A 14,354-nucleotide genomic window follows, 5' to 3' on the forward strand; every position below is an offset into this window, starting at 1 on the left:
CATGGCGGACGATGTATTCGGTTGCACGCTCTGGGGGCGGGACTGGGTTCGGATCGCCCAGCCGTTGCGCCAATCCCGTCCCGACCCGACGCTGCCGCGAGCTCGCACCCTGGCGCGCGTCGGTGCGGTGCAGGTGACGATCGACGGCCGTGTGGTGCGCGGCGTCGTGCAGCGCGGCCGCACCACGTCGGTGGTCCGCATCGAGGTGGCACCGATGCCGGACGAGACGGTCGCGGCAATCACCGCCCGCCTGGGGGGCTCTCGGCCCGTCGTCACGGACGAGGTGCACCGCGCGGTCACCACGACAGGACTCTCCCCCGCGCCGACACTCGCAGGCGTCGACTGCTCCTGTTCGGACGACACCGGGCGTTGCATCCACGTGCTGGCCGTCTACTACGAGACGGCGCGGCGTGTCGACGACGATCCTCGGACCGCACTCGACATCCAGAGCTGCTTCGGCGACGCGCCCGGTGGCAGTCGAGTATCGACGACCGCGTCACCGCAGCGGTGGGTCGCGCTCGACGCCCTCGATCCGGCCGACTACTTCACGGTGTCGACCTAGGACGAGTGCTCGCCCGGGACTGTTCGCAGGTTCATCAGTTCATTCCCCGGCATACCAACGCCCCGTGTGCTCGATACGTTCGAAGGCGACATCCACCGCCCGTCTCGAGCAGTAGATCTTCTGTCACGCAACGCGACTCGAAGGGAGTGCCGAACCATCTCGGTTCGGGATGACAGGCGCCCGTGACGATCGGCCTCGAAGCTGAGACGATCAGCCTCGAGCGCGTCGAGCACCGCGAGGTCGCCTCGCGCATCCTCGCGTTCACCATCGCAAGGCCGACGCGAACCGTCATCCCGGATCTCCCCACAGGCGAGGAACCACTGGTGGACCCCCAGGCATCGGCGAAGTCGGAAGCGGGGCTCTCCCACCTCGCTCCCGCAGCTTCCTCGAAGGCAAGATCCTGCTCGCCGGGAAGCCGGGTCGCGTACGGCTGCACCGGACCCGTACGGCTACTCAGCCTCGGTATATGCAGAGCCACAAACATACCTACACAAACATGATTCGATACACACTCCGACGAATCGCCGACAAACCCGGCGAGACTCCATGCCCACAAATGCGATTCCGAATCATGATGCACCACTACATATTTCAAAACAGGGCGAAACGGACGTCGAACTGGATGCGGAGCGTCGAACCTCGGCAACTCTCGAGACTCCCTCGGAGAAAGGCCGCTCATGGATCTCTTCTTGCCTGCGGAATCGATCGGCGCGCCCACAGCTCGGAGTGGACGGCAGCCGGCGCTCTGCGTTACCCCACAAACCGCGAGATACGGGTGAATCGGGGGGACGTTCAATCATTTCGAGCAGGGATCGATCTACCGGTCCCCGGCGACTGGCGCGAACGTTGTATGGGGCAATATTCGCGACAAGTGGTTTCAGATCGGGGCCGAGACGAACATCGGATTCCCCACAGCCGTCGAGCGTTCCCTGAGCAGCTACAGTGGTCGGCTTCAAACGTTCGAACGAGCTTCGATCCATTGGACTCCGCACACGGGGGCGCACATCGTCGGCGGAGAGATCGGAAACACCTGGGGCGCGCAAAATGGGAGAATGGAAACTACGGCTATCCAATCACCGATGAATTCGACATTCCCGGAGGTCGGCGTCAGATATTCCAGGGTGGCCCGATCGACTACTACTGGGACAAGCGGCCCGTCGGCAAAATCAAGATGTCGACATTCCGGTGGCAGAATTTCATCCCCGAAAAGCAGTTGGCAGTCCGCTGCGATTACAGGCACTCAACCGACGACAACATCATCAGCGAACGGTACGCCGGCGACAACCGGTCGTGGAACCCGGAAGGAGGTTACGGCGAACGACAGGACCTTGAGGTCTACGTCGATCAGTCACGCTCCGGAGCCAAGACTGCTCGCGCCAAGGTCGACGTAGGAACCACGCATCAGTATCTGGAGTTCATCGGCTACGAGCGTGACGACAGCCGGCGCGCGTCCACCGAGAATCTGAACATAAAAATGTCAAGCAAGAAGAACGGCGACTGGCCCGATGTGATCCGACTGAGCGTCGATTCCCTGTCGACCCAACCATTCTGTGACGCCCCAGTCCTCAGAGACGGCATACTTGCCCACTGGAAAAGCTCAACACCGCCACCCCCGCTTGGCGTAACGGCGCACTTGTATGATGCACACAACCTAAGGGGCTGACATGCGTGGTACCAAGCAGGTAATCGGAACTGCTACGCCGTATTGGGTAGTTGCGGTCCTTCTTGGCATCTACACTTACCCGATCAGCCGCGACACCATGGGCGGCGAGTCCTGGCTCGACAACGCAACCAAATGGTTCAATCTTCCTCTGACAATTGCACTGGTCGCCGTATGCCTCTTCTCCGAGTACTGCCAGCGCCAGGGCCGCCATGCAGCACTCAGATCGCTCCTTCTGGTCCCGTTCATCTTGTTGCAGGCGCGCAATTTCGTGTTCTTCATCTATGCCAAGCACCTCTTCTTCGCCGCAGGCATCATCAGCTGCATCCTCCTTGTCACCGCAGCAATCCTGTTCGCGCAGAGCAACGACCACCGAGCCGCGTGACCATCCCTGCCAGAACGAGGTGCCCTAGGCCGTGTTTCATAAGTCCGATGCGCGAAGCCATTGGTTGATCGCGGCGATACAGATGGTGGCGGTGTAGCGGACAGCGAGCTCGTCGTATCTCGTTGCTACGCCACGGTTCTGCTTGAGCAGGCTGATGCCGCACTCGACAGCATGACGTTGCTTGTAGTGCTCGGGATCGAAAACCGGAGGCCTTCCACCGGACGAGCCCTTCTTCTTTCGGTTGGCGACCTGATCGGACTTGACCGGAATCGTCGACCGGATGCCCCGCCGCCGGAGATAGGCGCGGTTGGCGGCACTGCTGTACGCACGATCGGCCAGCACCGCGTCCGGTCTGCGCCGAGGCCGACCGCAGCCGAGTCGCGGCACCCGGATGGCATCGAGCACAGCCGCGAACTGTGGGCTGTCGCCACACTGACCTGCGGTGACGATGATCGAGAGGACCTTGCGGCCCTGCTCGCACGCCAGATGCGTCTTGGTGGTCCAACCGCCCCGTGACCGTCCCAACGCATGGTCATCGGGTTCGGCCTCAACACCTCCAGGAGGCTCGACCTGCTGATGCCGTGCCGCCGAGCGCCCGGACTCCATCAGCGAAACCACTTTTGAAACACGACCTAGGACCTCACGGTGTCGACCCAGCTGCGCTTCATTCGATGTCGGGCGCGAACTCGAACGCCGCTGACTCGGCAGCCGTGCGATCGTCCTCGACGAGCCCGATCCGCGTGCGCCGGTCGAGAATGTCCGCGGCGTCCAGCGCACCCTCGTGCGTCACCGCGAACTCGAATTCTGCTCGGGTCACGTCGATTCCGGGCGCTACCGGATCGAGTGGGCGGTCGCACGTCGCGACGTCGCGCACCCGCGCGGCCTCGGCCCCGTACCGCGCGATCATCGACATCGGGAGCCCGGAGAGCTGCGTTCCCGTAGCGTCCGGGGTCGCGGGATTACCGGGTGCGCCGACGAGTGGGAGCGACGCCGTCACACAACGACGCTCCGGCAGTCCGCACAGCTCGGCGGCGCGGTCGAGGGTCTGCTCGGCCATGTGCCGGTACTCGGTGAGCTTGCCGCCGACGACGCTCACGAGCCCCGAGGGCGATTCGATCACCGCATGATCGCGGGACACGTCGGCGGTGCGCCCGCTGCCGGTGTCCACGAGCGGACGGAGCCCTGCGAACGCGCCGCGCACGTCGCGGCGGGTGACCGCGACGTCGAGTGCGGTGCCGACGACGGCGAGCAGGAAGTCGATCTCGTCGTCGGAGGGCACCGGGACGTCGGGGACGGGGCCCGGCGCGTCCTCGTCCGTCAGCCCGAGATAGACGCGGCCAAGTTGCTCGGGGAGCACGAACACGAAGCGGTTCGTCTCCCCCGGAATCGGGACCGTCAGTGCCGCAGTGGGATTGCCGAAGGTCGCGGCGTCGAAGACGAGATGGGTTCCGCGACTGGGCCGGACGCGGATACCGTCGTCGAGGCCCCCCGCCCACACCCCGGTCGCGTTGATCACCGCGCGCGCCGTGAGATCGAAGGACGTGCCGGCCACGGTATCGGTCAGGCGCACCGAGGTTCCCGTGGCCTCGCTCGCGCGCACGCGGGTCAGGACGCGCGCACCGTGCTGCGCGGCCGTGCGCGCGACGCCGACGACGAGGCGGGCGTCGTCCACGAGTTGACCGTCGTACGCGAGCAGCCCGCCCGCGAGGCCAGCCCGCTTGACCGCCGGCGCCCGCGTGACGGTCTCGTCGCGTCCGATACGACGGGACCGGGGCAGGACCGACGACGGCGTGCCCGCCGCCGCACGTAGCACGTCACCGGCGAGAAAGCCGGTGCGCACCAGTGCCTTCGAGGCGAACGACTCGTGTGGCAGCAGCGGAACGAGCTGCGGCACCGCGCGAATCAGATGAGGTGCGGTGCGGGTCATGAGGATTCCGCGTTCGCGGGCACTGCGTCGTGCGATGCCGACGTTGCCCGTCGCGAGATACCGCAGCCCGCCGTGGACGAGTTTCGAGCTCCACCGGCTCGTCCCGAAGGCGAGGTCGTGCGCCTCGACGAGCACCGTGTCGTAGCCACGGGACGCGGCGTCGAGTGCGATCCCCGCGCCGGTGATGCCGCCGCCGATCACGACGACGTCGACAGCGCCGCCGGACTCGAGCGCGGCGAGGTCGGCGCTGCGGCGTGATGCGGTGAGCGCGTGGGATGCGGGAGTCGTCACGGTGCGAGGTATCCGTTCAGCGAGTGGGACAGTTCGGCGGCCAGGGCATCCGCGTCGAGGATCCCCTCGACCATCTGCGCGGACTGCACGGTCGACTGCGTGATGAGCAGGACCATCGCCGCCAGGGTGCGGGGCTCGCCCACCCGGACGGTGCCGTCGCGCTGGCAGCGGCCGATCTCGGCTGGGAGGGCGTCGACCACGATGGCCTGGCTGGTGCCCAGCCGGCGTGCGATGTAGACCATCGCGAACTCGGGGGCCGAGCCGAGCACCGCGCCGATGAGCGCGTCGCGGCGCAGCACCCCCGCGACGTCGACGATCCGCTGCACGAGCGCACCGCGGTCCGGCCCGCGCGAGGGCACGTCGGCGAGGGCGGACGTGATGCGGCGGGTGAGAAGTTCGGCGAGCACAGCATTCGTGTCGGGCCACCGCCGGTACACCGTCGGACGGCTCACGCCCGCGCGGCGCGCGATCTCGGCGAGCGCCACACGCTCGACGCCGAAGTCCACGACGCAACTCGCGGCGGCGTCGAGGATGCGCTCCCCGACGTCGACCGAGTCGGCGTTACTAGTTGACACCATGTGTAAAACTGTAACGCATGACCGATCAGCGTGACCCGCACCACGTCCCCGCCCTCCCCCCGATGAAGTGGAACGCGTGGGGCGATCCCGCCGCCGCGAAACCGCTCTCCGAGTCGATCGTGAAGCTGCTCGAGGCCGCGCTGGGAGTGCAGCCCGCGAGCGCCGAGGAGCGCGATCCGCGCGACGTCGCGGTGCGCCCGTCCACGCTGCCCGACTCCGACGTGGCGGCGTTGCGCGCGATCGTGGGACCGGACGGCGTCGGTGTCTCCGACCTCGACCGCCTCCTGCGCGCAGGAGGCAAGTCCACCCCGGACCTGCTGCGCCGCAACAGCTCCGATCCGCAGGAGGCACCGGACGCCGTCGTCGTGCCCGGCAGCGAGGAGGAGATCGCGGCAATCTTCGCCCACTGCGCCGAGCACGCGATCGCGATCGTCCCCTTCGGCGGCGGCACGTCCGTCGTCGGCGGGCTCGAGCCCGACCGCGGCGAGTTCACGGCGGTCGTCTCGCTCGACCTGCGCAGATTCGACGCCCTCACCGAACTCGACGTCGTGTCGGGCGAGGCCGTCCTCGGGGCCGGGGTGAGCGGGCCGCGCGCCGAGGAACTGCTGCGCGAACACGGCTTCTCGCTCGGCCACTTCCCGCAGAGCTTCGAGTACGCGACGATCGGCGGCTTCGCCGCGACCCGCTCGTCCGGCCAGGACTCGGCGGGCTACGGGCGCTTCGACGACATGGTGCGGGGCGTCCGGGTCGTCACGCCGGCCGGGACACTCGATCTCGGCCGCGCGCCCGCCTCCGCCGCAGGACCCGACCTGCGCGAGCTCGTTCTCGGCTCCGAGGGCGTCTTCGGGATCATCACGCAGGTGCGCGTCCGCGTGCATCCGGTGCCCGAGACGACGCGATACGAGGCATTGTCGTTCCCCGACTTCGCCACCGGCGCAGCCGCATTGCGTGCCGTCGCACAGACCGGGACGGGCCCCACCGTCATCCGGCTGTCCGACGAGGCCGAGACCGGGATCAACCTCGCGACCACCGAGCAGATCGGCGAACAGCAGATCACCGGCGGCTGCCTCGCCGTCACGCTCTTCGAGGGAACGGACGCCCACACCGCGTCGCGGCACGCCGAGACGCGGGCGCTGCTGGAATCGCTCGGCGGCACGTCACTCGGCGACGAGCCCGCTCGCGCATGGGAACACGGCCGATTCGGGGCGCCGTACCTGCGCGATTCGCTGCTCGCCGCCGGTGCCCTGTGCGAGACGCTCGAGACCGCGACGTCGTGGTCGCGCCTTCCCGCGCTCAAGACCGCCGTGACCGACGCCCTCACCGCGTCGCTGGGCGAGTCGGGCACACCGGCTCTCGTGCTGTGCCACATCTCGCACGTGTACGCGACCGGCGCGTCGCTGTACTTCACCGTCGTCGCGGGCGGCCGCGGCGACGTGATCGCGCAGTGGCGCGCCGCCAAATCCGCTGCATCCGACGCGATCGCGGCCGCAGGAGCGACCATCACGCACCATCACGCCGTGGGCCGCGACCACCGCGAGTGGATGCGCGAGGAGGTCGGCGACCTCGGCGTGGAGGTGCTCCGCGCAGTGAAGCGGACACTCGATCCCGCGGGAATCCTCAATCCCGGCAAGCTGATTCCGTGACGAACAGCGAGGACCGCATCCGCACGGTCGTCATGCTCACCAATCCCGCTGCGGGACACGGCAACGCACCGCATGCGGCCGAGCGCGCCGCGGCGCGCTTCCAGCAGCGCGGCGTCGACGTCGTCCAGATCGTGGGCCGCGACGCCGCGCACGCCGCCGCACTCGTGCAGGACGCGCTCGCCCGCGAGGTGAAGGGCAGGCCGGTCGACGCGCTCGTCGTCGCCGGGGGCGACGGCGTCATCTCGCTCGGCTGGCAGGCCGTCGCGGGAACGTCGATCCCGCTCGGGATCGTGCCCGCCGGGACGGGCAACGACCACGCCCGGGAGTTCGGCCTGCCCACCGGCGATCCCGAGGCCGCCGTCGACGCCGTCGTGGACGGCGTCGCGACGACGATCGACCTCGGGCACTTCCGCGGCGACGACGGCACGGAGCGCTGGTTCGGCACCGTGATGGCGACGGGCTTCGACTCATTGGTGAGCGACCGCGTCAACCGGATGCGCTGGCCGCACGGGCGGATGCGCTACAACCTCGCGATCCTCGCCGAGTTCGGCCGGCTGCGCCCGCTCGCGTTCACTCTCGATCTGGGCGACGGCCGCACAGTCGAGCAGGACGCGACACTCGTCGCCTTCGGCAACACCCGCACCTACGGCGGCGGCATGCGGATCACGCCCGGGGCCGACCGCGGCGACGGCCTGCTCGACGTCACCGTCGTCGCCGCGACGTCGCGCACGCGACTGGTGCGCTTCTTCCCCCGGCTGTTCACGGGTACGCACATCGACCTCGACGACGTCGCGACCTACCGCGCGCGCTCGGTGCGCGTCGAGTGCGCGGGGATCAACGCCTACGCCGACGGCGAGTTGATCGGCCCGCTGCCGGGAGTCGTCTCCGCCATCCCCGGTGCCGGCCGGATCATCGGCGGCTCCGCCGCTCGTGCGTGATCTTCCGGCCCCCGCACCGGAAACTCACTCACGAGCGCGGAGCGCCCACCAGCGAGATCAGCGGATCGTCGATTCCGATGTCGAACGTGCACTCGTCGATGCGCGGGTCGGGCACGAACGCCCAGAACAGCGCGCCCGCCGTCCCCGCCTCCCGCTGCCCGTCGATCTTGCGGCGGACGTCGGCGAAGCGCGCCGACGGCGTCGCGCACGCCCCCGACGCGGCGGCGTTCTGGCCGATCTCGGCGACGAGCAAGGGCTTTCCGACGTCGCGGCTCTGCCGGAGCCGGGCCTCGAGGCCGTCCGCCCCGCTCCCGGGCAGGGGGACGCCGTCGGCCTCGTAGTCGTGGTACTGCGCGACGTCGACGTACGGCGACCGGAGGAGATCGGCGAACTCCTCGCCCGCCGTCCCGCACTGCCCCGCACCGACCGTCCCGACCGTGATCGGATGCGCGGGATCGATGCCGCGGACGATCGCGCCCACGTCGTCGACGAACCGCCGCAGCACCTCACCGGCGTCCGGCGGGCACTGCTCGCCGACCAGCGGCTCGGGCTCACCGATGAGCTCCCACATCGCGATCGTGGGCGAGCCCTTCCAGCGGTCGACGGCCGCGTTCACCCAGCCCTCGTACGAGAAGTCGGTGCCCGGCTCCGGCTCGCGCCAGCCCGACACGAACCACTCGCGGTCCTTGTACACCTCGTCGGCGCACGATCCGTCGAACGCCGTGAGCACCGGGATCAGCAGTTGGCCGTGCCGCTCCGCGGCGTCGAACACCGCGTCGATCGGGCGGTAGTCCACGCCGCCGCCGACCCGGGATCTCGCGAACGACTCGAACGCGTTGAACCGGATCAGCGACCCTGCCGGCAGGGCACCGAAGAAACGGTCGAGGTCGACCTCGGCGCCGCAGCCGGAGTTGATCGACCAGTCCGTCGCGAGCTGATAGGCGTTGAGCCCCACGGGCCACCACGGCGCCCCGTCGCGGGTGAGCGTGGTGCCCGCGGCCTGCACTCGCGCCGCGGGGACGGTCTCGTGCTCGCCCGATTCGAGGCACGCGCTCGATCCGGCCGCGACGACCGTCGCCGCGATCGCCGCGAGCACTCGCCGGAACCGCATCCCGTCAGCGTGGCACATCACTACTGTTCACGAGGGGCTATCGCGCATGGCGGGAAGGAGCGCCCGTGAACGTGACACCACTCTCCTGGATCGTCACCGTCGCGATCATCGTCGCGGCGCTGACCCTCGACTACGTCGTCCACGTCAAACGCCCGCACGTGCCGACCATCAGGGAGTCGGCGCTGTGGTCGGCGCTCTACGTCGGGTTCGCGCTGGCCTTCGGCGTGGGCGTCCTCGTGTTCGGCGGCGCCGCTATGGCCGCCGAGTACTACGCGGGCTGGATCACCGAGAAGGCGCTGTCGGTCGACAATTTCTTCGTCTTCCTCGTGATCATGGGCAGCTTCAAGGTTCCGCGTGAGAACCAGGAGAAGGTGCTGCTGTTCGGCATCGTCTTCGCATTGCTCGCCCGATCGGTGTTCATCTTCGTCGGCGGTGCGCTGATCGAGACGTTCTCGTGGATGTTCTATCTGTTCGGGCTCGTCCTGCTGCTCACGGCCGGCAGCATGCTCCGCGGCGACGACGAGGACGAGGGCGCGAACAACGTCGTCGTGCGGATCGCGACACGCTTCCTGCGGACCAGCCCGCACTACGACGGCGACCGCCTCGTGACGACGACGCGCACGGGTGCCCGCGTCATGACGCCGATGCTGCTCGTCATGGTCGTGATCGGCGGCACCGATCTCATGTTCGCGTTCGACTCGATCCCCGCGATCTTCGGCCTGACGCAGAGCGTGTTCCTCGTGTTCGCGGCGACGGCGTTCTCGCTCATGGGCCTCAAACAGCTGTACTTCCTGCTCGACGGCCTGCTCGATCGTCTCGTCTACCTGAAGTACGGGCTCGCGGTGATCCTCGCGTTCATCGGCGCCAAGCTGATCCTCCACGCGCTGAACGAGAACTCGCTGTGGTTCGTGAACGACGGCGAGTCGGTACACGTCGTCGAGATCGGAACGGGGACGTCGCTGCTCGTGATCGTCGGGGTGCTCGTCGTGACGGTGACGGTGTCGCTCGCGAGCCCGCGTGGGCGTGCGCTGTCGGCCGTGAACGGTGCGGCTCGGCACGCACGGAGCTACCTCGATCTCGACTACACCGCGGACGAGTCCGAGCGCCGCCGGGTCTTCGAGCAGATGTGTCGCGAGGAACGGAAGATCCACGCTCTTCCGGCGAAACACCGCGAACTGGTCCGTCGCCACACCGATCTCGTGGCCACGATCGAACGAGCACACGCCGTCCACGACGAGAGTCGGTGACGAGTGCCGGGCCGGACGCGGACGGGTCCCGACGCTATAACGACACGAGCGTCCGTCCCCGCGTCCGAGTAGCCGCGCGGTAGCGTCGGAAGGGTGCTGGGACTGCCCGATTCGATCACGGCGTACCTTTTCGATCTCGACGGGGTACTGACGCCGACCGCGGTCGTGCATCGCAAAGCGTGGAAGAGGACGTTCGACGACTTCCTGACCGACCGCGCCGACGCCGGTGCGCACACCGCCGAGGAGAACCTCGAACCCTTCACCGACGCAGACTATTTCGCGTACGTGGACGGACGTCCGCGTGCCGACGGTGTACGGACGTTCCTGCGGTCGCGCGGGATCGAGCTACCGGAGGGCCGCCCCGACGACCCGCCCGGCTTCGGCACGGTCGCCGCGCTCGGCAATCGCAAGAACGAACGACTGCTCGCGGTGATCGAGAGCGAGGGCGTGACGCCGTATTCCGGCTCGCTGCACTACCTTCGGCTCGCCTACGAGGCAGGAGCGCGGATCGGCGTCGTGACATCGTCTGCCAACGGGCGCTCGGTCCTCGAAGGCGCCGGGCTCATGCCGTACGTCCACGTCCTCATCGACGGCAACGTCATTCGTGAACGCGGTCTGAACGGCAAACCGGCACCCGACTCCTTCCTTGCGGGCGCGGAAGCCCTTCACGTGGCACCATCCGAGACGGCGGTGTTCGAAGACGCGGTCTCGGGAGTGGAGGCCGGTCGCAGCGGTCACTTCGGATGGGTGGTCGGGGTCGACAGGGAAGGGCAGGCCGATGCTCTACGCACACACGGCGCGGACGTTGTCGTCACGGATCTGGGGGATCTCCTCGACCCGTGACCTCCCCGGTACGCTCGGCGGCCCGCGATGGTGACCGAGCACGGATACCAGATCTCGCCGTGGGAGCTGCGCTGGCGCACCCTCGACCTCGACGCACTGCATGCGACGGAGTCGACGTTCGCGCTCTCCAACGGCCACATCGGGATCCGCGGGACGTTCGAGGAGGGTGAGCCGCGCGGCCTGCCGGGGACGTACCTCAACGGTTTCTACGAGGCGCGGCAGCTGCCCTACGCCGAAGCGGGCTACGGGTATCCCGAGGCAGGTCAGACCGTCGTCAACGTCACGGACGGCAACATCATCCGGCTGCTCGTCGACGACGAACCGCTCGACATGCGCTACGGGACGGCGACCTTCCACGAACGCGTCCTCGACTTCCGTTCCGGGACGCTGCGGCGCGTCACCGAGTGGGAGTCGCCCACGGGCCGCCGGGTGCGGATCACGAGCGAACGCCTCGTGTCGTTCACGTCGCGCGCGATCGCCGCGATCCGGTACGAGGTGCAGCCGCTCGACGGCGACATCGAACTCGTCATCCAGTCGGATCTCCTCGCGAACGAACCGACGAAGTCGCGCTCGGACGACCCGCGCGTCGCGGCCGCGCTGCACAAGCCGCTCGTCGCGGATTCCGCGTCCAGCAGCGGATATCGCGCCGTACTCGCCCATCACACTCGCCGGTCGGGGCTGCGGATGGCGGCGGCGATGGACCACGAGTTCGACATGCCCGACAAGACGCGCATCGGGATCGAGGCGGAGGGTGACCTCGCGCGGCTCACCGTCGCGGTCGACGTTCCCGCGGACGAGTCCGTCGTCGTCACCAAGTATCTCGCGTACGGCTGGTCGGCCCGCCGCTCGACGCCGGCCCTCGAAGCGCAGGTCGACGCCGCGCTCGCGGAGGCACTCGAGACCGGGTGGGACGAACTCCTCGAACGCCAGCGGCAGTACCTCGACAAGTTCTGGGAGGTCGCCGACGTCGAACTGGACGGCGACGCCGAACTGCAGCAGGCCGTCCGCTTCGCGCTGTTCCACGTCATCCAGGCCGGTGCCCGCGGCGAGTCGCGTGCGATCCCGGCGAAGGGCCTGACCGGCCCCGGCTACGACGGGCACGCGTTCTGGGACACCGAGATCTTCGTCCTGCCGATCCTCACCTACACCGCACCCGACGCCGCACGCGACGCACTGCGATGGCGGCACTCGACGCTCGACAAGGCGAAGGATCGCGCCGCGACGCTCGGCCAGGAGGGCGCGGCGTTCCCGTGGCGCTCGATCAACGGCGACGAGTGCTCGGGCTACTGGCCTGCGGGAACCGCGGCGTTCCACGTCAACGCCGACGTCGCGAACGCGACGGCGCGGTATCTCTTCGCGACGGGCGACGAGGACTTCGCTCGCGAGTGCGGCCTCGAACTGCTCGTCGAGACGGCGCGCCTGTGGATGAGCCTCGGCCACCACAACTCGGCCGGCGACTTCCGGATCGACGGCGTCACGGGACCCGACGAGTACAGCGCCGTCGTGGACAACAACATCTACACGAACCTCATGGCGCAGAAGAACCTGCTCGACGCCGCGAACCTCGCGGTCCGGCTGCCGACGGTCGCTCACGATCTGGCCGTCGACTCGGAGGAGATCGCGCGCTGGCGTTCGGCGGCCGAGCACATGCGGATCCCGTTCGACGACGGCCTCGGCGTGCATCAGCAGTCGGAGAACTTCACGCAGCACGCCGAGTGGGACTTCGCGACGACACCGGCCGAGAAGTATCCGCTGCTGCTGCACTATCCGTACTTCGATCTGTATCGCAAGCAGGTCGTCAAACAGGCGGACCTCGTCTTCGCGATGTTCCTGCGTGGCGACGCCTTCACCGACGAGCAGAAGGTCGCGAACTTCGCGTACTACGAGGCCGTGACGGTGCGCGATTCGTCGTTGTCGGCCGCGGTCCAGTCGGTCGTCGCGGCCGAGGTGGGGCAGCTGCAACTCGCCTACGACTACTTCGCCGAGGCAGCCCTCACGGACATGCACGATCTGCACAGCAACGTCGAGAACGGCCTGCACATCGCGTCGCTCGCGGGCGCGTGGCTCGCGTGCGTCGCGGGCTTCGGCGGGTTCCGCGACCACGAGGGGAAGATGTCGTTCGCACCGCGGCTTCCGCCGCGGCTCGGCCGCATCGCCTTCCACCTCAACGCGCAGGGACGCTGCATCGCCGTCGAGATCACGCCGGAGACCGCGACGTACACGCTGCGCTCGGGTGAGCCGATCGATCTCGAACATCACGGCGAGCCGTTCACGCTCACCGTGGAAGAGCCGGTGGTGCAGCCGGTGCCGGGGCTTCCGGTCGTCGAACCGGTGCGGCAGCCGCCGGGCCGCGCCCCCATTCCGCGCACCGCCTTGTAGGCGTACACCGCGTGCCGTAGCTGCCGTTCCCTTCGCACAGGGCCCCGTCCACGACGGGGCCCTGTCGTCGTTCCGCGCGGGTTTCGGGACGCTCCGAGACGTGCCCTGCGTCACCCGACGACTCGCCTACCTGCGGATTACCGTTTGTTTACTTGCATCAACCATCTATATACTTGCTTTCGTCAACTAATACAGCTCATCCGAGGCTCCACGTTCCGAGGTATTCGTGCCCATTTCCCAGCCGACGGCCGAGGCGATCATCGAAGAGGTCGTCCTCTTCGGTCGCGCGATGCGCGACGCGATCGCGCGGGGTACCCCCGATCCGCTCCCGTCCGCGCTGTCCAGCGTGCTGCTCGTGCTCGCGCGAGTCGGCGAATGCCGGCAGTCCGAGCTCGCGGCGGAGCTCTACGTCGGCCCGTCGTCGCTGAGCCGGCAGATCACCGAGCTCGTCGACGGCGGCTACATCACCCGCGCGCCCGATCCCTCCGACGGTCGCGCCGCCCGGGTCTCGCTCACCGACGCGGGACACGACTACATCCGCGCTCTCCGCGAACGCCGCGCCGCACGCCTGACAGCGCTGCTCGCCGACTGGGACGAGGACGAGGCCACCACGACCGTCGCCGCGCTCCGCAAGCTGAAGACGACGCTGTGCGCCGCAGCCGCCGCGGATCACCATCACCATTCACCGAAGAGGTCGGCCACCGCATGACGCACACATCCGAGCAAGGGCGCACCTCCGAGAAAGGACCAGTGCCGAACGTGACAGCAGCATCACCGTCGCACGCATCAC

Annotated in this window: 13 protein-coding genes; 9 read left to right on the forward strand and 4 right to left on the reverse strand. The window is 68.4% G+C overall.

Annotated elements, in window-relative coordinates; all coding sequences use genetic code 11:
• Position 1 precedes the first annotated feature (1 nt).
• The 3 genes from RR1_RS07020 (at position 2) to RR1_RS07040 (ending at position 2,607) form a co-directional block, all read left to right on the forward strand.
• Entirely contained in the window at positions 2-562 is a 561-nt protein-coding gene (locus tag RR1_RS07020; protein ID WP_010837912.1) for a hypothetical protein, read from the forward strand.
• Between the two features lie 779 nt (positions 563-1,341).
• Positions 1,342-1,953 carry an LGFP repeat-containing protein gene (locus RR1_RS23095; protein WP_371836778.1) on the forward strand — a complete coding sequence of 204 codons (612 nt, stop codon included), beginning with the start codon at positions 1,342-1,344 and terminating at the stop codon, positions 1,951-1,953.
• A gap of 273 nt (positions 1,954-2,226) precedes the next feature.
• A complete protein-coding gene (locus RR1_RS07040; protein ID WP_143153747.1) occupies positions 2,227-2,607 on the forward strand; it encodes a hypothetical protein in 381 nt (126 codons plus the stop codon).
• Between the two features lie 36 nt (positions 2,608-2,643).
• Here the strand turns inward: RR1_RS07040 and RR1_RS07045 are convergent, their stop codons facing one another.
• From RR1_RS07045 to RR1_RS07055, 3 genes are read right to left on the reverse strand one after another with little or no spacing between them, the layout of a single operon-like run.
• Positions 2,644-3,225, reverse strand: a complete 582-nt coding sequence (locus tag RR1_RS07045; protein WP_010837915.1) for an IS5 family transposase — start codon at positions 3,223-3,225, stop codon at positions 2,644-2,646.
• A gap of 46 nt (positions 3,226-3,271) precedes the next feature.
• Positions 3,272-4,825, reverse strand: coding sequence for a glycerol-3-phosphate dehydrogenase/oxidase (locus RR1_RS07050; RefSeq protein WP_010837916.1), 1,554 nt, complete (start codon positions 4,823-4,825; stop codon positions 3,272-3,274).
• Complete coding sequence (locus RR1_RS07055) at positions 4,822-5,403, reverse strand: TetR/AcrR family transcriptional regulator (protein WP_010837917.1); 582 nt, start codon at positions 5,401-5,403, stop codon at positions 4,822-4,824. Before RR1_RS07055 ends, RR1_RS07050 begins: the two co-directional genes overlap by 4 nt.
• A gap of 62 nt (positions 5,404-5,465) precedes the next feature.
• Between RR1_RS07055 and RR1_RS07060 the strand changes: the two genes are divergently transcribed.
• Both RR1_RS07060 and RR1_RS07065 read left to right on the forward strand, forming a co-directional pair.
• Positions 5,466-7,046, forward strand: coding sequence for an FAD-binding oxidoreductase (locus tag RR1_RS07060; protein WP_143153753.1), 1,581 nt, complete (start codon positions 5,466-5,468; stop codon positions 7,044-7,046).
• A complete protein-coding gene (locus RR1_RS07065) occupies positions 7,043-7,984 on the forward strand; it encodes a diacylglycerol kinase (protein WP_010837919.1) in 942 nt (313 codons plus the stop codon). Before RR1_RS07060 ends, RR1_RS07065 begins: the two co-directional genes overlap by 4 nt.
• 28 nt (positions 7,985-8,012) lie before the next feature.
• Here the strand turns inward: RR1_RS07065 and RR1_RS07070 are convergent, their stop codons facing one another.
• Positions 8,013-9,095, reverse strand: coding sequence for a glycoside hydrolase 5 family protein (locus RR1_RS07070; RefSeq protein WP_051111131.1), 1,083 nt, complete (start codon positions 9,093-9,095; stop codon positions 8,013-8,015).
• A 65-nt stretch (positions 9,096-9,160) separates the two neighbouring features.
• Between RR1_RS07070 and RR1_RS07075 the strand changes: the two genes are divergently transcribed.
• The 4 genes from RR1_RS07075 to RR1_RS07090 all read left to right on the forward strand — a co-directional run bounded on the left by RR1_RS07075 (position 9,161) and on the right by RR1_RS07090 (position 14,273).
• Positions 9,161-10,342: a TerC family protein gene (locus RR1_RS07075; RefSeq protein WP_010837921.1), complete on the forward strand. Its 1,182-nt coding sequence runs from the start codon at positions 9,161-9,163 to the stop codon at positions 10,340-10,342.
• Positions 10,343-10,438: 96 nt separating this feature from the next.
• Entirely contained in the window at positions 10,439-11,185 is a 747-nt protein-coding gene (locus tag RR1_RS07080) for an HAD family hydrolase (RefSeq protein WP_081634139.1), read from the forward strand.
• 27 nt (positions 11,186-11,212) lie between these two features.
• Positions 11,213-13,564: a glycoside hydrolase family 65 protein gene (locus RR1_RS07085; protein WP_010837923.1), complete on the forward strand. Its 2,352-nt coding sequence runs from the start codon at positions 11,213-11,215 to the stop codon at positions 13,562-13,564.
• 226 nt (positions 13,565-13,790) lie between these two features.
• Positions 13,791-14,273 (forward strand): MarR family winged helix-turn-helix transcriptional regulator, encoded by a 483-nt coding sequence (locus RR1_RS07090; RefSeq protein WP_010837924.1) that lies wholly within the window; start codon positions 13,791-13,793, stop codon positions 14,271-14,273.
• The last annotated feature ends 81 nt before the right edge of the window (positions 14,274-14,354 follow it).

The sequence above is a fragment of the Rhodococcus rhodnii NBRC 100604 genome (assembly GCF_001894925.1).
Taxonomy (GTDB): Bacteria; Actinomycetota; Actinomycetes; order Mycobacteriales; family Mycobacteriaceae; genus Rhodococcus_F; species Rhodococcus_F rhodnii.